We start from the raw sequence: 18,321 nt of genomic DNA on the forward strand, positions 1-18,321 counted from the left end.
TAAATGGTCGCAGTCAAGACTGGATTGCCGCGTCGCCGCTTTGACGTGGTTATCGTCGGGGCGGGCGGCTCCGGGATGCGCGCATCCCTCCAGCTCGCGGAAGCCGGCCTGAACGTGGCCGTGCTGTCGAAGGTGTTCCCCACCCGCTCGCACACCGTGGCGGCGCAGGGTGGTATCGGTGCCTCGCTCGGCAACATGAGCGAAGACAACTGGCACTACCACTTCTACGACACCATCAAGGGTTCGGACTGGCTGGGCGACCAGGACGCCATCGAGTTCATGTGCCGCGAGGCACCGAACGTGGTGTACGAGCTCGAACACTTCGGCATGCCGTTCGACCGCAATGCCGACGGCACCATCTACCAGCGTCCCTTCGGCGGGCACACCTCCAACTACGGCGAGAAGCCGGTGCAGCGCGCCTGCGCCGCGGCCGACCGTACCGGCCACGCGCTGCTGCACACGCTGTACCAGCGCAATGTTCGCGCCAAGACGCACTTCTTCGTCGAGTGGATGGCGCTGGACCTGATCCGCGACCAGGACGGCGACGTGCTGGGCGTGACCGCGCTGGAAATGGAAACCGGCGAGGTCTACATCCTCGAAGCCAAGACCACGCTGTTCGCCACCGGCGGTGCCGGCCGCATCTACGCTGCTTCCACCAACGCCTTCATCAACACGGGTGACGGCCTGGGCATGGCGGCGCGCGCCGGCATCCCGCTGGAAGACATGGAGTTCTGGCAGTTCCACCCGACCGGCGTGGCCGGCGCGGGCGTGCTGATCACCGAAGGCGTGCGCGGCGAAGGCGGCATCCTGCGCAACAAGGACGGCGAGCGCTTCATGGAGCGCTACGCGCCGACGCTGAAGGACCTGGCGCCGCGCGACTTCGTCTCGCGCTCGATGGACCAGGAAATCAAGGAAGGCCGTGGCTGCGGCCCGAACGGCGACTACGTGCTGCTCGACCTGACCCACGTCGGCGCCGAGACCATCATGAAGCGCCTGCCGTCGATTCGCGAGATCGGCATGAAGTTCGCCAACGTCGACGCGATCAAGGAACCGATTCCGGTGGTGCCGACCATCCACTACCAGATGGGTGGCATTCCGACCAACTACCACGGTCAGGTGGTGGTGCCGAAGAACGGCAGCCCGAACGAGGTGGTCAACGGCTTCTACGCGATCGGCGAATGCTCCTGCGTGTCGGTGCACGGCGCCAACCGCCTGGGCACGAACTCGCTGCTGGACCTGGTGGTGTTCGGCCGTTCCGCCGGCAACCACATCGTCAAGCACGTCAACGACAGCAAGGAACACAAGCCGCTGCCGGCCGACGCCGCCGACCGGGCGATGGAACGCCTGGCCAGGCTGCAGGCTTCGTCGAAGGGCGAGTACACGCAGGACGTCGCCAACGACATCCGCAAGAACATGCAGTCGCATGCCGGCGTGTTCCGTACCCAGAAGCTGATGGACGAGGGCGTCGAGCGCATCCTCGAGGTGGCAGAGCGCGCGGACAACATCCACCTGAAGGACAAGTCCAAGGTGTTCAACACCGCGCTGGTCGAAGCGCTGGAAGTGGCCAACCTGACGGAAGTGGCCAAGGCCACGATGATCTCTGCGGCGGCCCGCAAGGAATCGCGCGGCGCTCACGCGCACAGCGACTTCCCGAACCGCGACGACGAGAACTGGCTCAAGCACACGCTGTTCTACAGCGAGGGCAACCGCCTCGACTACAAGCCGGTGACGATGAAGCCGCTGACGGTGGAAAGCGTTCCGCCCAAGGCCCGTACGTTCTAAGCCCGCCTCGTAGAGACAACAGGACCCACAGAAATGAAGCGTATTTTCGAAGTCTACCGCTACGATCCGGACAAGGACGCGGCGCCGCGCATGCAGACCTACGAGATCGAGCTGGACGGCCACGAGCGCATGCTGCTCGACGCGCTGCTCAAGCTGAAGAAGCTCGATGAGTCGATCGCCTTCCGCCGCTCCTGCCGCGAAGGCGTGTGCGGTTCGGACGCGATGAACATCAACGGCAAGAACGGCCTGGCCTGCCTGACGAACATGCGCGAGCTGCCCGAGCGCATCGTGCTGCGTCCGCTGCCCGGCCTGCCGGTGGTGCGCGACCTGATCGTCGACATGACGCAGTTCTTCAAGCAGTACAACTCGATCAAGCCCTACCTGATCAACGACGAGCCGCCGCCCGAGAAGGAGCGCCTGCAGTCGCCGGAGGAGCGTGACGAGCTGGATGGCCTGTATGAGTGCATCCTGTGCGCCAGCTGCTCGACGTCCTGCCCCTCGTTCTGGTGGAACCCGGACAAGTTCGTCGGTCCGGCCGGCCTGCTGCAGGCCTACCGTTTCATCGCCGACAGCCGCGACCAGGCCACCAACGAGCGTCTGGACAACCTGAACGACCCGTACCGCCTGTTCCGTTGCCACACCATCATGAACTGTGTGGATGTGTGCCCGAAGGGTCTGAACCCGACCAAGGCCATCGGCAAGATCAAGGAGCTGATGGTCCGCCGCACGGTCTGACGGCCTCAACGGCCAGGCAGTAAGCGGCGCGCCAGCCCGGTCGGCTATACCGGGCCGGCGCGCCGGAAGCAGGAAATCATGACTGAAAGTCAATCCACCTCATTCTCCCATCAGGCCGATCCGCTCAAGCGCGCCCGTCTGCGCTGGCGTGCCCGCCGCGGCCTCCTGGAGAACGACATCATCGTCGAACGATTCTTCAACCGTTACGAGGAGAGCCTGTCCGATGCGGACGTGGCTTCGCTGAGCGCGCTGTTCGATCTCAGCGACAACGAGTTGATGGACTTGCTCCTTGCCCGCAAGGAGCTTGACGGTGAACTCGCCACGCCGCCGGTGCAACGGGTCCTCGACCTGCTGCGCACGGTCTGAGTATGGTCCACATCTTTATCTATAGCATTTGAAGGAACCGACATGACGCCGTCCGATGTGAAAGCCACGCTATCGTTTTCCGATGGTTCCCCCAGCGTCGAGCTGCCGATCTACAAGGGTACCGTAGGCCCGGACGTGATCGATATTCGCAAACTGTACGGCCAGACCGGGAAGTTCACCTACGACCCCGGTTTCATGTCGACGGCTTCGTGCAATTCGAAGATCACCTACATCGACGGCGACAAGGGCGAACTGCTGTACCGCGGCTACCCGATCGAGCAGCTGGCGCAGAAGTGCGACCACCTCGAGACCTGCTACCTGCTGCTGAAGGGCGAACTGCCCAACGCCAAGCAGAAGGAAGAGTTCGTCAACGCGGTGATGAACCACACCATGGTTCACGAGCAGATGCAGTTCTTCCTGCGCGGTTTCCGCCGCGATGCCCACCCGATGGCCGTGCTGACCGGCCTGGTGGGTGCCATGAGCGCGTTCTACCACGACGCCATGGACATCGATGACCCGCACCAGCGCGAAATCTCCGCGATCCGCCTGATCGCCAAGATGCCGACCCTGGTCGCGATGGCCTACAAGTACAACATCGGCCAGCCGTACATCTACCCGCAGAACGACCTGTCCTACTCGGGCAACTTCATGCAGATGATGTTCGCCACGCCGTGCGCGCCGTACAAGGTGAACCCGGTGCTGGAGCGCGCGCTGGACCGCATCTTCATCCTGCACGCCGACCACGAGCAGAACGCTTCGACCTCGACCGTGCGCCTGGCCGGCTCGTCGGGCACCAACCCGTTCGCCGCCATCGCCGCCGGCGTGGCCTGCCTGTGGGGCCCGGCCCACGGCGGCGCCAACGAAGCCGCGCTGAAGATGCTGGAAGAGATCGGCAGCGTCGACAACATCGGCGAGTTCATCAAGCAGGTCAAGGACAAGAACTCGGGCGTGCGCCTGATGGGCTTCGGCCACCGCGTGTACAAGAACTACGACCCGCGCGCCAAGCTGATGCGCGAGACCTGCCACGAAGTGCTGGAAGAGCTGGGCCTGCACAACGACCCGCTGTTCAAGCTGGCGATGGAGCTGGAAAAGATCGCGCTGGAAGACGAATACTTCGTCAGCCGCAAGCTCTACCCGAACGTCGACTTCTACTCGGGCATCGTGCAGCGCGCGCTGGGCATCCCGACCTCGCTGTTCACCTGCATCTTCGCGCTGGCCCGCACTCCGGGCTGGATCTCGCAGTGGGAAGAGATGATCACCGATCCGGAATACAAGATCGGCCGTCCGCGCCAGCTGTTCAACGGCGCCGCCTCCCGCGACGTGCCGGACCTGAACAAGCGCTGATCCGGCGCCGCCTCCGGTCTGCCGGTCACTGCGCCGCAGTCCCGGGCACACGAAACGCCCCATTTCCGCGGGGCGTTTTTTCTTTCTGGGCGCCGCCGGGGAAGGGCTGGGCGATGCAATGCAGCAGTTCCGGCGGTCGATGGCGCGGCAGGCGCGTGCGTGGCGGAAAAGCGCGATGTTGCGGCGCGAGAAAATATTGCGTGGAATGTGGTGAATCCGTCTTTTTGCGACGATTTGTGCCGCATTTCCCTAAGGGTATTCATCAGATGTTGTGCAAATTCCCCTTGAGGCGGGAATTTTGACCCTATAATGCGGGCTGCTTTGCCGACGGCAGCCGGGCCACCCTTCCGGACTGCGGTGCGGCAAGCGGGGCAGGCGATTCGCTTGCGCAATAGAGAACGCATCAAACGTTGTCTTTCCGAACCAAGGTCTCCGCCCAGGCGGGGGCTGACACATGCCGGGCCCCGCAAGCGAAACTCCAAGCAGGCCCGTCTTCCGCGTTCCGGGGTCCTTCCCGCGGGTGTTGTTCGATTGCGCACGTCAAGCCGCTTCTTGCCCGTTTGACTAATACATAATCGAGGAGCTCCTGATGATGTTGTCCCGTCTTACCTCCATCTCCCTGGCCAGCGCACTGCTCGCTTTCGGCGCCGCCGCCGCCCATGCCGAAACCGTCAAGGTCGCCATTGCCGGCCCGATGAGCGGTTCGGTCGCCCAGTACGGCGACATGGTGAAGGCCGGCGCGCTGACCGCGATCGAGCAGATCAATGCTGCCGGCGGCGCCGGCGGCAACAAGCTGGAAGCCGTGCTGATGGACGATGCCTGCGAACCGAAGCAGGCCGTGGCGGTGGCCAACAAGATCGTCAGCCAGGGCATCAAGTACGTGATCGGCCACGTCTGCTCCGGCTCGACCATTCCCGCCTCGGACATCTACGAGAACGAAGGCATCGTGATGGTCACGCCGTCGGCCACCGCGCCGCAGCTGACCGAGGGCAAGAAGCGCAAGTTCGTCTTCCGCACCATCGGCCGTGACGACCAGCAGGGCCCGGCTGCCGCCCAGTACATCATCGCCAAGGTCAAGCCGAAGAAGGTCGCCGTGCTGCATGACAAGCAGTCGTACGGCCAGGGCATCGCCTCCTCGGTGAAGAAGGACCTGGAAGCAGCCAAGATCCCCGTCGCCGTCTTCGAAGGCATCAACGCCGGCGATTCCGACTACTCGGCCGTCATCACCAAGCTGAAGTCGCAGGGCGTGGACTTCGTCTACTTCGGCGGCTACCACCCCGAGATGGGCCTGCTGATGCGCCAGGCGCGCGAGCAAGGCGTCAAGGCCACCTTCATGGGTCCCGAGGGCGTGGGCAACAAGGACGTGACGGCGATCGCCGGCCCGGCCTCCGAAGGCATGCTGGTGACGCTGCCGGCCGACTTCTCCGCCGATCCGGCCAACGCCGGCCTGGTCAAGGCCTTCGCGGACAAGAAGCGCGACGCCAACGGCCCGTTCCAGATGCCTGCCTACGCCGGCGTCAAGATCATCGCCGACGCCATCGCCGGCGCCAAGACCACCGATCCGACCAAGGTCGCGGCGTACATCCACAAGAGCGCCTTCCAGACCCCGATCGGCAAGGTCGACTACGACGCCCAGGGCGACCTGAAGTCCTTCAAGTTCGTGGTCTTCACCTGGCACAAGGACGCCACCAAGACCGCCGCCAACTGATCCGGCGCTTTTCCGACACGCCCCGCTCCTCGCCTGTCGAGCGGGGCGTTTTGGTATCGGGCTTCCTGCTGCGAGGCTTCCCGCATGAATGAATTCCTTCCACAGTTCACCCAGCAACTGGTCAACGGCCTGACGCTGGGTGCGATCTACGCCTTGATCGCCATCGGCTACACGATGGTCTACGGCATCATCGGCATGATCAACTTCGCCCACGGCGAGATCTACATGATCGGTGCCTACGTGGGTCTCGTCACCCTGACCGCGATCGGCGTGCAGGCGGGCTATCCGCTGCCGCTGGTGCTGGGCGCGGCCTTGCTGGTCTCGGTGCTGGTCACCGGCCTGTACGGCTTCGCGGTCGAGCGCGTGGCCTACCGGCCGCTGCGCGGCGGACCGCGCCTGGTGCCGCTGATCTCCGCCATCGGCATGTCCATCTTCCTGCAGAACTATGTGCAGATCGGGCAGGGCGCACGCGATGTCTCGGTGCCCGTGCTGATCTCGGGCGCCATCGAGTTCCAGATGGGCGGTGACTTCACCGTGACCATCCCCTACGCGCGCCTGCTGATCGTCTGCGTGACGCTGGCGCTGATGATCGCGCTGACGCTGTTCATCGGCCGCTCGCGCATGGGCCGCGCCTGCCGCGCCTGCGCCGAGGACATGCGCATGGCCAACCTGCTGGGCATCGACACCAACAAGGTGATCTCCTTCACCTTCGTGCTGGGTGCCATGCTGGCGGCGGTCGGCGGCGTGCTGATCGGCCTGACCATCGGCAAGCTCAATCCCTTCATCGGCTTCATCGCCGGCATCAAGGCCTTCACCGCCGCGGTGCTGGGCGGCATCGGCAGCATCCCCGGCGCCATGCTGGGCGGTGTGCTGCTGGGCCTGGCCGAGACCTTCGCCTCCGGCTACATGCCGGCGGAATACAAGGACGTCGTGGCCTTCGGCCTGCTGGTGCTGGTGCTGCTGTTCCGCCCCACCGGCCTGCTCGGCAAGCCGGACGTGGAAAAGGTGTGAGGACGACATGACACAAGCCATTGCTACGCCTGCCGGCCTGGCGCCGGCCGCGCCCGCCGGCGCGACACTGAAGAACGCGGTCGTCGCCGCCGTGATGACCGCCATCCTGACCATCCCCGTGCTCGGCCTGCAGCTCAAGCTCGACGGCTACAAGGTGGTGCTGGAATCGCACTGGCGGCCGGTATGGATCGCCGTGATCGCGGTCTTCCTGTTCCAGCTGTGCAAGCCGATGCTCGACCGCGCGCGCGGTGCGGTGCGGCTGCCGGCCGTGCCTGCGCTCGGCGCGCGCCAGCAGCGCGTGGCCATCTGGGTGCTGCTCGCGGTCGGCCTGGTGTGGCCGTTCTTCGGCTCGCGCGGGGCCGTCGACGTCGCCACGCTGGCGCTGATCTACGTGATCCTGGGCCTGGGCCTGAACATCGTGGTGGGCTTCGCCGGCCTGCTCGACCTCGGCTACGTCGGCTTCTACGCCGTGGGCGGCTACACCTATGCGCTGCTGAACCAGTACTTCGGCCTCGGCTTCTGGGAGTGCCTGCCGATCGCCGCCATGATGTCGGCCACCTTCGGCTTCCTGCTGGGCTTCCCGGTGCTGCGCCTGCGCGGTGACTACCTGGCCATCGTGACGCTGGGCTTCGGCGAGATCATCCGCCTGCTGCTCAACAACCTGACCAGCCTGACCGGCGGCCCGGACGGCGTCTCGGGCATTCCCAAGCCCACGGTGTTCGGCATCGAGATGGCGCGCAGCGCCAGCGTCGAGGGCGCGCGCACTTTCCACGAGCTGCTGGGCTGGGACTACAACGGCCAGCACATGGTGATCTTCCTCTACCTGCTCGCGCTGCTGCTGGTGGGCTTCACGCTGTTCGTCACCAGCCGCCTGATCCGCATGCCGATGGGCCGCGCCTGGGAAGCGCTGCGCGAGGACGAGATCGCCTGCCGCTCGCTGGGCCTGAACCCGACCCGCATCAAGCTGTCGGCCTTCACGCTGGGCGCGTCCTTCGCCGGCATCGCCGGCGCCTTCTTCGCCGCGCGCCAGGGCCTGGTCAATCCCGAGTCCTTCACCTTCATCGAATCGGCGCTGATCCTGGCCGTGGTGGTGCTGGGCGGCATGGGTTCGCAGCTGGGCGTGATCCTGGCGGCCATCCTGCTGACCGCGCTGCCCGAGGTGGCGCGAGGTTTCGCCGAATACCGCATGCTGATCTTCGGCCTGGTGATGGTGCTGATGATGATGTGGCGACCGCAGGGCCTGCTGCCCGCGAGCCGTCCGCACGTGGAGCTGCCGCGATGACTGCCATGCAATCCAACGAACTGCTGCAGGTATCCGGCCTGCAGATGCGCTTCGGCGGCCTGCTGGCCGTCGACGGCATCGACTTCGACGTGCGCCGCGACGAGGTCTTCGCCATCATCGGCCCCAACGGCGCCGGCAAGACCACCGTGTTCAACTGCGTGGGCGGTTTCTACAAGCCGACCGCGGGCAAGGTGGTGCTGGACGGCCATGGCATCGCCGGCCTGCCCAGCCACATGGTGGCGCGCAAGGGCCTGGTGCGCACCTTCCAGAACATCCGCCTGTTCAAGCAATTGACCGTGGTGGAGAACCTGATGGTGGCCCAGCACATGCAGGTCAAGAGCGGCCTGCTGCACGGCCTGTTCGCCACCCCGGCCTACCGCCGCGCCGAGCGCGAGGCGCTGGAGCGTGCCGCGTACTGGCTGGAGCGCATGGAGCTGACCCAGGTCGCCAACCGCGAGGCCGGCACGCTGTCCTACGGCCACCAGCGCCGCCTGGAGATCGCGCGCTGCATGATCACCAAGCCGCGCCTGCTGATGCTGGACGAGCCGGCGGCCGGCCTGAACCCGCAGGAGAAGATCGAGCTGCAGCACCTGATCGACAGCCTGCGCCGCGAGTTCGGCATTGCCGTGCTGCTGATCGAGCACGACATGAGCCTGGTGATGGGCGTGTCCGACCGCATCCTCGTGATGGAGCACGGGCGGCCGATCGTGATCGGCAAGCCCGAAGCCGTGCGCAACGACCCGCGCGTGATCAAGGCCTACCTGGGAGAGGACTGATGCTGAAGCTGGAAAAGGTCCACACCCACTATGGCGCCGTCGAGGCGCTGTCGGGCGTGTCGATCGAAGTCAACAAAGGTGAGATCGTCACCCTGATCGGCAGCAACGGCGCCGGCAAGACCACGCTGATGATGACGGTGTGCGGCTCGCCGCGCGCCTCAAGCGGCCGCGTGCTGTTCGAAGGCCGCGACATCACGCGCATGCCGACGCACGAGATCATGCGCCTGGGCATGGCCATCTCGCCGGAAGGGCGGCGCGTCTTCCCCAGCCTGACCGTGCTGGAAAACCTGCAGATGGGCGGCTTCTTCGCCAACCGGCAGGAGATCGAGGCGGGCATCGAGCATGTGTTCAAGCTGTTCCCGCGGCTGAACCAGCGCGCCACCCAGCGCGCCGGCACCATGTCGGGCGGCGAGCAGCAGATGCTGGCGATCGGCCGCGCGCTGATGAGCCGCCCGCGCCTGCTGCTGCTGGACGAACCGACCCTGGGGCTGGCCCCGCTGGTCATCGCCCAGATCTTCGACATCATCCGCGCCATCCGCGACGAAGGCGTGACCGTCTTCCTGGTCGAGCAGAACGCCAACAAGGCACTGCACGTGGCCGACCGCGGCTACGTCCTGGAGACCGGCCGCGTGGTGCTGGCCGACAGCGGCGAGAACCTGCTGGCGAACGACAGCATCAAGAAGGCGTACCTGGGCGGGTAAGGCGGTGTATGCCCATGCGGTGAGCGGGCGCGGCCGGTGCGCCAACACCGCTGGTCAAGTACGGCAGGTACGCCAACACCGCTGGCCAAGCAGGATGTCTTGGCTCCCTCTCCCCGCACGGGTGTTCAGGCCGGAGAGGGTGGGGGAGAGGGGTGGTCTAGCAAGGCGCCACGCGTGACGAAGCCGTCGGTGTTGTCCGGCACGCGGAGGCAAAGACGACGCCGTTGGTGTCGTCCAGCACGCCAGTGCAAGGACGAAGCCACTGGTGTTATCCAGCGCGTCACGCCCAGCCAGCGCCGGCCCTCACCCCCGGCCCCTCTCCCGCAAGCGGGAGAGGGGAGCACACCGCTCGCGCGACGATACGCTGCCGCTTCCGCCCCTTTTCGCCAACCGCGAAAGCCCCCTTTCGCCAATCACATCACATCGCGGGTGCGCCATCTGGCACTTGTCGGCCGGCGCCATCTACCCCCTGTGGCATAATTTGTTGCGAAGTCAAGCAATCGCAGCAAGCCGCAGTTCCTGCCGGTTCCCGCAGGTTTCTGCCCGCATTTGCCGCGAAACCTCCCCGCAAACCACAATCCGCGGAAGTACGCGCCTGGCGCCGTCCTCGTGACCGCAAGGCGATGCTCCGCCCCCGCATCATGGCCAAGACGCTCTACGACAAACTCTGGGATGACCACGCCGTCCACGTCGAGGAAGACGGCACCACGCTGCTCTACATCGACCGCCACCTGCTGCACGAAGTGACCAGCCCGCAGGCGTTCGAGGGCCTGAAGATGGCCCAGCGTCCGGTCTGGCGCATCAGCGCGAACCTGGCCGTGTCGGACCACAACGTGCCGACCACCGATCGCAGCCAGGGCATCGCGGATCCGGTCTCCAAGCTGCAGGTCGATACGCTCGACGCGAACTGCGACGCCTATGGCATCACGCAGTTCAAGATGAACGACCATCGCCAGGGCATCGTCCACGTGATCGGGCCGGAGCAGGGCGCCACGCTGCCCGGCATGACCGTGGTCTGCGGCGATTCGCACACCAGTACCCACGGCGCCTTCGGCGCGCTGGCGCACGGCATCGGCACCTCCGAGGTCGAGCACGTGCTGGCCACGCAGACGCTGCTGGGCAAGAAGGCCAAGAACATGCTGGTCAAGGTGGAAGGCAAGCTGCCGCGCGGCTGCACCGCCAAGGACATCGTGCTGGCCGTGATCGGCCGGATCGGCACCGCGGGCGGTACCGGCTACACCATCGAGTTCGCCGGCTCGGCCATCCGCGACCTGACCATGGAAGGCCGCATGACCGTCTGCAACATGGCTATCGAGGCCGGCGCGCGCGCCGGGCTGGTGGCGGTGGACGACGTCACGCTGGAATACGTCAAGGGCCGTCCCTATGCGCCGCAGGGCGTGGAGTGGGAGCAGGCCGTGCGCTACTGGCGCACGCTGCATTCGGACGCCGGTGCCCACTTCGACCAGGTGGTCGAGCTGCGCGCCGAGGACGTGCGCCCGCAGGTCACCTGGGGCACCTCGCCCGAAATGGTGATCAGCATCGAGGATCGCGTGCCGGACCCGGACAAGGAAAAGGATCCGAACAAGCGCAACGCGATGGAGCGCGCGCTCGAGTACATGGGCCTGCAGCCCAACGTGCCGGTCGACAGCATCAAGATCGACAAGGTCTTCATCGGTTCCTGCACCAACAGCCGCATCGAAGACATGCGCGCCGCCGCCTGGGTGGTGCAGAAGCTGGGCCGCAAGGTCGCCGCCAACGTGAAGCTGGCGATGGTGGTGCCGGGCTCGGGCCTGGTCAAGGAGCAGGCCGAGCGCGAAGGGCTGGACAAGATCTTCAAGGCGGCGGGCTTCGAGTGGCGCGAACCGGGCTGCTCGATGTGCCTGGCCATGAACGCCGACCGCCTCGATGCGGGCGAACGCTGCGCCTCGACCTCGAACCGCAACTTCGAAGGCCGCCAGGGCGCCGGCGGGCGCACCCACCTGGTGAGCCCGGCGATGGCCGCGGCCGCCGCCATCGAAGGCCACTTCGTCGACGTGCGCAAGCTGGCCTGAGGGTCCGCCGCACCATGCGCATCATCACAAGGACCCTGCTCGCGTCGCTCGTCTGCGTCGGCCTGATCCAGCTGGCCGGCTGCAACACCATCGCGGGCATGGGCAAGGACACGCAGGCCGCCGGCCGTTCGCTCGAGAACGCGGCGAAGAAGTAAGGAAGAAGCCAACCATGGAAAAGTTCATCGTACACAGCGGCCTCGTGGCGCCCCTGGACCGCGAGAACGTCGACACCGACGCCATCATCCCGAAGCAGTTCCTGAAGTCGATCAAGCGCACCGGCTTCGGTCCCAACTTGTTCGACGAGTGGCGCTACAAGGATGTGGGCGAGCCGGGCCAGGACAACAGCAAGCGCCCGCTGAACCCCGACTTCGTACTGAACCAGCAACGCTACCAGGGCGCGTCGATCCTGCTGGCGCGCCGCAACTTCGGCTGTGGCAGCTCGCGCGAGCATGCGCCGTGGGCGCTGACGCAGTACGGCTTCCGCGCCGTGATCGCGCCGAGCTTTGCCGATATCTTCTTCAACAACTGCTACAAGAACGGGCTGCTGCCGGTGGCGCTGTCCGAGGCCCAGGTTGACCAGCTGTTCCACGAGACCAACGCCTTCGGCGGCTACCAGCTGACCATCGACCTGGATAAGCAGGTCGTGCTGACGCCGGGCGGGGCCGCCTTCGAGTTCGACGTCGCGCCGTTCCGCAAGTACTGCATGCTGAACGGCTTCGACGATATCGGCCTGACCCTGCGCCATGCCGACAAGATCAAGGCCTTCGAGGCCGAGCGCGTGGCCAAGATGCCGTGGCTGAACAACCGCCTGGTCGGCTGATTACGGCCCGCCAGCACAACGAGGAAGACCAACAGCATGAAAATCGCAGTCCTGCCGGGTGACGGCATCGGTCCGGAGATCGTCGAACAGGCCGTCAAGGTGCTGAACGCCCTCGACGAGAAGTTCGAAATGGAAACGGCGCCCGTGGGCGGCGCCGGCTATGAGGCCGCGGGCCATCCGCTGCCGGAAGCCACGCTCAAGCTGGCCAAGGAGGCCGATGCCATCCTGTTCGGCGCCGTGGGCGACTGGAAGTACGACACGCTGGAGCGCGCGCTGCGTCCCGAGCAGGCCATCCTGGGCCTGCGCAAGCACCTGCAGCTGTTCGCCAACTTCCGCCCGGCCATCTGCTATCCCGAGCTGACCGGCGCATCCAGCCTGAAGCCCGAACTGGTGGCCGGCCTGGATATCCTGATCGTGCGCGAGCTCAACGGTGACATCTACTTCGGCCAGCCGCGCGGCGTGCGCGAGGCGCCGGACGGCCTGTTCAAGGGCCAACGCGAGGGCTTCGACACCATGCGCTACAGCGAGCCGGAGATCCGCCGCATCGCCCACGTGGCGTTCCAGGCCGCCGCCAAGCGCGGCAAGAAGCTGTGCAGCGTGGACAAGGCCAATGTGCTCGAGACCTTCCAGTTCTGGAAGGACATCGTCACCGATGTGCACAAGGAGTATCCGCAGGTCGAGCTGTCGCACATGTATGTCGACAACGCCGCGATGCAACTGGTCAAGGCGCCCAAGAGCTTCGACGTGATCGTCACCGGCAATATGTTCGGCGACATCCTGTCGGATGAGGCGGCCATGCTGACGGGCTCGATCGGCATGCTGCCGTCGGCCTCGCTGGACGCCGACAACAAGGGCCTGTACGAACCCTCGCACGGCTCGGCGCCCGACATTGCCGGCAAGGGCATCGCCAACCCGCTTGCTACCATCCTGTCGGCGGCGATGATGCTGCGCTATTCGCTGAATCGTGCCGAGCAGGCCGACCGCATCGAGAACGCCGTCAAGAAGGTGCTGGCGCAGGGCTATCGTACCGGCGACATCCTGACCCCGGGCTGCAAGCAGGTCGGCACCGCCGAGATGGGCCAGGCCGTGGTGGCCGCGCTGTAAGTTGAGTGACGGGAAGGGCGCTGCTTGCGGCGCCTTTCTTTGTGTTTCCTGCCTTTTTTCTTTGTTTTGTCCCCGTTTTCCCGCGTGCGGCGCTGCCGCAAATTCGTGTAGACTAGCCGAATGCCCCGAATCTCCCAGTTCACCCTGACTGTCATCGCTGCCCCCGCTACCCGCGGTACGGCCGGCATGGATTCGCGCGGCCAGCAGATCACCGCAACGACGATTAAAACCATTACCAAAAAAGCGATCGCCTAGATCGTTCGTCGTGCCTGCTCGTCTTCCCCGCGCAGCCACGCCGGGCGAGGAAAGAGCGGGGAAGTTTCAATCACATCCGAGGTTTGTCATGAATGTAGGTCTCGTCGGTTGGCGGGGTATGGTCGGCAGCGTGCTGATGCAGCGCATGCAGCAAGAGGGTGACTTCGACCATATCGAGCCCATTTTCTTCAGCACGTCCAATGCCGGCGGCAAGGCGCCCGCGATGGCGAAGAATGAAACCACGCTCAAGGACGCGAACGACATCGAAGCGCTGAAGCAGTGCGACGTGATCCTGACCGCCCAGGGCGGGGACTATACCAACGAGGTCTTCCCCAAGCTGCGCGCGGCGGGCTGGAAGGGCTACTGGATCGACGCGGCTTCGTCGCTGCGCATGAAAGACGATGCCATCATCGTGCTGGATCCGGTCAACCTCGGTGTGATCAAGGATGCGCTGTCCAAGGGCGTGAAGAATTTCATCGGCGGCAACTGCACCGTGAGCTGCATGCTGATGGGCCTGGGCGGCCTGTTCCAGCACGACCTGGTCGAGTGGATGACCTCCATGACCTACCAGGCGGCTTCGGGCGGCGGCGCGCAGCACATGCGCGAGCTGCTGACCCAGTTCGGCACGCTCAATGCCGCGGTCAAGCCGCTGCTGGATGATCCTGCCTCGGCCATCCTCGAGATCGACCGCACCATCCTCGCCACCCAGCATGGCCTGTCCGCCGACGAGACCAAGCAGTTCGGCGTGCCGCTGGCCGGCAACCTGATTCCCTGGATCGACAAAGACCTGGGCAACGGTGTGTCGCGCGAAGAGTGGAAGGGCGGCGCCGAGACCAACAAGATCCTGGGCCGTGGCGAGGGCTTCCTCGGCGCGACCGGCGCCGCGCCGATCGCAGTCGATGGCCTGTGCGTGCGCATCGGCGCCATGCGCTGCCATTCGCAGGCGCTGACCATCAAGCTGAAGAAGGACGTGCCGCTCGACGAGATCGAAGGCATGCTGGCCGCCAACAACCAGTGGGCCAAGGTGGTGCCGAACACGCGCGAGGCCAGCATGACGGACCTGACGCCGGCCGCCGTGACCGGCACGCTGACCATTCCGGTCGGCCGCCTGCGCAAGATGCAGATGGGCGGCGAGTACCTGTCGGCCTTCACCGTCGGTGACCAGCTGCTGTGGGGCGCTGCCGAGCCGCTGCGCCGCATGCTGCGCATCCTGATCGAGTCCTGATCGAGGGCTGGTCACCAGCGGACCGCATTTCCGTCCGCCCCGGCCTCGTTTCCGACGGCCGGGGTGGATGGCGCAATGCGTTGCACACAGGCAACACATTGCGTCGCCCATTCCCGCCACGCCGCGCACCCGCGCGGCGTTGTCGCATCCGATACCCATTTTTACAAGGGCTTGGGTCACAATACAGCGCGGCATGCGCCGGCTGCGGGGGCGGAAGGCGCGCATGTCCGGCCCGTGGGCCCGGCACCGGGCGACAGCCTTGAGGGTAGACCTAAGTCATTGCCGGCATTGTCGTTTCGTCAGATTCTGTTTCAGAACACAAACACAAGGGAGCACAAGGTGAGTGTGAACCTACATCGCCGGAAAGATGCGCCTATCGCCCGTCAGCGCTGGTCAACGCTGGCCATCGCGGCAATCGGTCTGCTGTGCGCGCAGGTCGGTCATGCCGCGGGGTTCGGGCAATTGCGGGTACAGTCCAACCTGGGGCAGCCGCTCCAGGCCGAGATCGACATCAGCGGGGTGACGGCCGAGGAGGCCGACAGCCTCAGCGTCAAGCTGGCTTCCCCGGACGCCTATGCGCGCGCCGGCCTGAACTATCTGCCGGCGGTCGGCAGCCTGCGCCTGCAGATGGAGCGCCGGCCGGATGGTGGCTTCGTGGCGCGCCTGCGCTCGAACCAGCCGATCAGCGAACCGTTCATGGACATCCTGGTCGACCTGAACTGGTCGAGCGGCCGCGTCTCGCGTGCCTACACCTTCCTGCTCGATCCGGCCGGCGCCAAGTCGGGGCCGGAGAGCTTCTCCCCGACAGTAGTGCAGGCCGCCACGCCGGATGCGCCGCCTGCCGCCGTACCGGGCGCGGCCGCCCCGGGTGCCGCAGCCGCCGCGCCCGCTGCCACGGGGGCGGCGCAGCCGTCCCGTCCGGCGCCGGCACGCCCGCAGCGCCCGGGCCATGCTTCGGCCACCGCGCCGGCAGCCAGGGGCGACAGCTATACGGTACGCAGCGGCGACACGCTCTACGGTATCGCCAGCGAGGCCGTGCAGGGACAGGAAGACGTCTCGCTGGACCAGATGCTGGTAGCGCTCTATCGCAACAATCCCGACGCCTTCATCGGCGGCAGCATGAACCGCCTGCGCAGCGGTGCCGTGCTGACCGTGCCGAGCGCCGGGCAGGCCCAGTCGGTCGGCCGCCAGGCCGCGCGGCACGAAGTGGTGGCCCGCACACGCGGTTTCGACGCCTATCGCAGCCGCCTGGCGGCGGCCGCTGCCGCCAAGTCGGTCGCTCCTGCGGACGGCCGCCAGCAGGCCGGCAGCGTGACCGCCCGCGTGCAGGAAGCGGAGGCTGCGGCTGGCACGCGCGACGAGCTCAGGCTGAGCAAGCCCGAGCGCGGCGCCCAGGCAGCCAATGCCGAGGCGGAGGCCAATGTCGCCAAGGCGCGCCAGTTGAAGGAGGCCGAGGCCCGCCTGACGCAGTTGGAGAAGAACATCTCCGACATGCAGCACCTGCTCGAACTGAAGAACGCCGAGATCGCGCGGCTGGGTCAGCCGAAGGGCGGCGCGTCGGCTGCCACGGCGGCGAAGCCGGCACCGGCGCCTGCGGTGGTGCCGGCGCAAGCGGCCAAGCCCGACGCGCCGGCCGTGGCTGCTGCGGCTGCCATGGCGGCGTCGAGCGCCGCGGCCTCTGCCTCCGCCGCCGCAGCTGGCGGGGCCAGCGCAGTGGCCGCCGCGGCGGCGTCTGCGCCGGCAGCGTCGGTGGGTGCCTCTGCACCGCTGGCTGCCGCGGCGTCGGCGCCGGCGGCAGCCCAACCTGGCGCCGCCTCGGCGGTGGCTGCCAAGCGGGTGCCGCCCGTGCAGGTCGAGCCTGTGCCGCAGCCGTCCTTCCTCGATGATCTGCTGGCCAATCCCACCACGCTGCCGGGCCTCGGCGTGCTGGTGGCCCTGCTGGGCGGCTATGCGGTCTATCGGCGCCGCCGCCAGCAGAAGGTGGCCGAGGGAGACGGCTTCGGCGACAGCATCCTGTCGCAGGAAAGCACGGTGATGGGAGGCGCCAACTCCTTGTTCGGCAGCGCCGGCGGGCAAAGCGTCGATACCTCGCAGCACAGCGTGTTCGGTGCCGACTTCCGCATCGGCAACAATGCCGCCGAAGCCAATGAGGTCGACCCGATCGCCGAGGCCGATGTCTATATCGCCTACGGCCGCGACGTGCAGGCCGAGGAAATCCTGCGCGAGGCGCTGCAGCAGAATCCGGAGCGTCAGGCGATCCGCCTGAAGCTGCTGGAGATTTACAACAATCGACAGGATGTGGAAGGTTTTCGAGTGATGGCAGAGGAAATGTTCGCCCAGACGGGCGGGCACGGCGCGGAATGGACGCAGGCAGCGGAAATGGGCAGGCGCATGGATCCGTCCAACGCGCTCTATCTTCCGGTGACGCCGGATGCGGACGGCGAGTACCCGGCCGGCGACACGCAGCAGACCCGGCCCGGCGATGAGTGGCGCACCCGCGATCCGCTGCTGGATCCGGCGGCTCCGCCGCGCGAGGCGGCCCTGGCCGACCTGGCGCTGCCCCTCGATGCCTTCCCCGCGCCGGCACCCGGCGTGCCGCTCACGGCACCTGAGTCGGCCACGATGGTGTTCGGCGATGCCCTGTCGGCCGAGCCCATCATGCGTCTCGACGACGTGATCGAACTGGACCTGCCGGCTTCGCACGATGGCGTGCAACAGGATGATGTGCACGTCGCCGCGCCTGCACTGGGCGCGCAGACCCGCCCGCTGTCCTTCGACATGTCCGATCTCTCGCTCGACCTGGGCGGCCCGGCCGAGGTCGACGCACAGGCCGAGGCCTCGCTGCCGCTGCCGGCGCCGACCATGATCCGCAATGGCGTCCTGGCTGAGCCCATCGATCTGACGCGGGTGACCTCCGAGCACATCTCGGACAGCACGCCGGGGCTGGCCGTCAGCACCATGGCTGCCGACGGCAGCGACGGCAGCCGTGACATGCAGATCAAGTTCGACCTGGCCCGCGCCTATATCGAGATCGGTGACAAGGAGGGCGCGCGCGAACTGCTGCAGGAGGTCGTCGACCAGTCGAGCGAGCCGCTGCAGTCCGAGGCGCGCACGCTGCTGCGGCAGGTTGCCTGATATCATTGCCGCGAGGCGCGCCCCGC

Annotated in this window: 16 protein-coding genes; all 16 read left to right on the top strand. The window is 66.5% G+C overall.

Features of this window, described 5'->3' with window-relative positions; genetic code table 11:
* Positions 1 to 3: 3 nt before the first annotated feature.
* Positions 4 to 1,782: a succinate dehydrogenase flavoprotein subunit gene (gene sdhA / locus BKK79_RS17060; RefSeq protein WP_071014397.1), complete on the top strand. Its 1,779-nt coding sequence runs from the start codon at positions 4 to 6 to the stop codon at positions 1,780 to 1,782.
* Positions 1,783 to 1,815: 33 nt separating this feature from the next.
* Positions 1,816 to 2,517 carry a succinate dehydrogenase iron-sulfur subunit gene (locus BKK79_RS17065; RefSeq protein ID WP_071014395.1) on the top strand — a complete coding sequence of 234 codons (702 nt, stop codon included), beginning with the start codon at positions 1,816 to 1,818 and terminating at the stop codon, positions 2,515 to 2,517.
* Between the two features lie 78 nt (positions 2,518 to 2,595).
* A complete protein-coding gene (locus tag BKK79_RS17070; RefSeq protein ID WP_071014392.1) occupies positions 2,596 to 2,883 on the top strand; it encodes an FAD assembly factor SdhE in 288 nt (95 codons plus the stop codon).
* Between the two features lie 42 nt (positions 2,884 to 2,925).
* On the top strand, positions 2,926 to 4,227 hold the full coding sequence (gene gltA / locus BKK79_RS17075; protein WP_071014389.1) for a citrate synthase: 1,302 nt from the start codon (positions 2,926 to 2,928) through the stop codon (positions 4,225 to 4,227).
* Between the two features lie 589 nt (positions 4,228 to 4,816).
* Complete coding sequence (locus tag BKK79_RS17080) at positions 4,817 to 5,935, top strand: branched-chain amino acid ABC transporter substrate-binding protein (protein WP_071014387.1); 1,119 nt, start codon at positions 4,817 to 4,819, stop codon at positions 5,933 to 5,935.
* 84 nt (positions 5,936 to 6,019) lie between these two features.
* Positions 6,020 to 6,946, top strand: a complete 927-nt coding sequence (gene livH / locus BKK79_RS17085; protein ID WP_071014384.1) for a high-affinity branched-chain amino acid ABC transporter permease LivH — start codon at positions 6,020 to 6,022, stop codon at positions 6,944 to 6,946.
* Between the two features lie 7 nt (positions 6,947 to 6,953).
* The gene (locus tag BKK79_RS17090; protein WP_071014382.1) at positions 6,954 to 8,228 is read left to right on the top strand and encodes a high-affinity branched-chain amino acid ABC transporter permease LivM; all 1,275 of its coding nucleotides are present in this window, start codon (positions 6,954 to 6,956) and stop codon (positions 8,226 to 8,228) included.
* A gap of 5 nt (positions 8,229 to 8,233) precedes the next feature.
* Positions 8,234 to 9,004 carry a high-affinity branched-chain amino acid ABC transporter ATP-binding protein LivG gene (livG, locus tag BKK79_RS17095; RefSeq protein WP_071016504.1) on the top strand — a complete coding sequence of 257 codons (771 nt, stop codon included), beginning with the start codon at positions 8,234 to 8,236 and terminating at the stop codon, positions 9,002 to 9,004.
* Positions 9,004 to 9,705, top strand: a complete 702-nt coding sequence (locus BKK79_RS17100; RefSeq protein WP_071014379.1) for an ABC transporter ATP-binding protein — start codon at positions 9,004 to 9,006, stop codon at positions 9,703 to 9,705. The genes livG and BKK79_RS17100 overlap by 1 nt, the downstream gene beginning before the upstream one ends.
* 641 nt (positions 9,706 to 10,346) lie before the next feature.
* A complete protein-coding gene (gene leuC / locus BKK79_RS17105; protein ID WP_071014377.1) occupies positions 10,347 to 11,756 on the top strand; it encodes a 3-isopropylmalate dehydratase large subunit in 1,410 nt (469 codons plus the stop codon).
* A 14-nt stretch (positions 11,757 to 11,770) separates the two neighbouring features.
* Positions 11,771 to 11,911, top strand: coding sequence for an entericidin A/B family lipoprotein (locus tag BKK79_RS17110; RefSeq protein WP_197523927.1), 141 nt, complete (start codon positions 11,771 to 11,773; stop codon positions 11,909 to 11,911).
* 14 nt (positions 11,912 to 11,925) lie between these two features.
* The gene (gene leuD, locus BKK79_RS17115; RefSeq protein ID WP_071014374.1) at positions 11,926 to 12,576 is read left to right on the top strand and encodes a 3-isopropylmalate dehydratase small subunit; all 651 of its coding nucleotides are present in this window, start codon (positions 11,926 to 11,928) and stop codon (positions 12,574 to 12,576) included.
* 36 nt (positions 12,577 to 12,612) lie between these two features.
* Positions 12,613 to 13,680, top strand: a complete 1,068-nt coding sequence (gene leuB / locus BKK79_RS17120) for a 3-isopropylmalate dehydrogenase (RefSeq protein ID WP_071014372.1) — start codon at positions 12,613 to 12,615, stop codon at positions 13,678 to 13,680.
* A 120-nt stretch (positions 13,681 to 13,800) separates the two neighbouring features.
* Positions 13,801 to 13,935, top strand: a complete 135-nt coding sequence (locus tag BKK79_RS41950) for a hypothetical protein (protein ID WP_257786731.1) — start codon at positions 13,801 to 13,803, stop codon at positions 13,933 to 13,935.
* A gap of 88 nt (positions 13,936 to 14,023) precedes the next feature.
* Positions 14,024 to 15,160: an aspartate-semialdehyde dehydrogenase gene (asd, locus tag BKK79_RS17125; protein WP_071038118.1), complete on the top strand. Its 1,137-nt coding sequence runs from the start codon at positions 14,024 to 14,026 to the stop codon at positions 15,158 to 15,160.
* 339 nt (positions 15,161 to 15,499) lie between these two features.
* Positions 15,500 to 18,295, top strand: a complete 2,796-nt coding sequence (locus BKK79_RS17130) for a FimV/HubP family polar landmark protein (protein ID WP_071038119.1) — start codon at positions 15,500 to 15,502, stop codon at positions 18,293 to 18,295.
* Positions 18,296 to 18,321 lie beyond the last annotated feature (26 nt).

Source organism: Cupriavidus sp. USMAA2-4, from assembly GCF_001854305.1.
In the GTDB taxonomy this organism is placed as follows: domain Bacteria; phylum Pseudomonadota; class Gammaproteobacteria; order Burkholderiales; family Burkholderiaceae; genus Cupriavidus; species Cupriavidus malaysiensis.

Coding starts and splice junctions, on each gene's coding strand:
- livG (WP_071016504.1), top strand. CDS start 8,234: ATGCAATCCAACGAACTGCTGCAGGTATCCGGCCTGCAGATGCGCTTC.
- BKK79_RS41950 (WP_257786731.1), top strand. CDS start 13,801: ATGCCCCGAATCTCCCAGTTCACCCTGACTGTCATCGCTGCCCCCGCT.
- BKK79_RS17100 (WP_071014379.1), top strand. CDS start 9,004: ATGCTGAAGCTGGAAAAGGTCCACACCCACTATGGCGCCGTCGAGGCG.
- leuC (WP_071014377.1), top strand. CDS start 10,347: ATGGCCAAGACGCTCTACGACAAACTCTGGGATGACCACGCCGTCCAC.
- sdhA (WP_071014397.1), top strand. CDS start 4: ATGGTCGCAGTCAAGACTGGATTGCCGCGTCGCCGCTTTGACGTGGTT.
- BKK79_RS17090 (WP_071014382.1), top strand. CDS start 6,954: ATGACACAAGCCATTGCTACGCCTGCCGGCCTGGCGCCGGCCGCGCCC.
- BKK79_RS17080 (WP_071014387.1), top strand. CDS start 4,817: ATGATGTTGTCCCGTCTTACCTCCATCTCCCTGGCCAGCGCACTGCTC.
- BKK79_RS17070 (WP_071014392.1), top strand. CDS start 2,596: ATGACTGAAAGTCAATCCACCTCATTCTCCCATCAGGCCGATCCGCTC.
- BKK79_RS17065 (WP_071014395.1), top strand. CDS start 1,816: ATGAAGCGTATTTTCGAAGTCTACCGCTACGATCCGGACAAGGACGCG.
- leuB (WP_071014372.1), top strand. CDS start 12,613: ATGAAAATCGCAGTCCTGCCGGGTGACGGCATCGGTCCGGAGATCGTC.
- gltA (WP_071014389.1), top strand. CDS start 2,926: ATGACGCCGTCCGATGTGAAAGCCACGCTATCGTTTTCCGATGGTTCC.
- livH (WP_071014384.1), top strand. CDS start 6,020: ATGAATGAATTCCTTCCACAGTTCACCCAGCAACTGGTCAACGGCCTG.
- asd (WP_071038118.1), top strand. CDS start 14,024: ATGAATGTAGGTCTCGTCGGTTGGCGGGGTATGGTCGGCAGCGTGCTG.
- leuD (WP_071014374.1), top strand. CDS start 11,926: ATGGAAAAGTTCATCGTACACAGCGGCCTCGTGGCGCCCCTGGACCGC.
- BKK79_RS17110 (WP_197523927.1), top strand. CDS start 11,771: ATGCGCATCATCACAAGGACCCTGCTCGCGTCGCTCGTCTGCGTCGGC.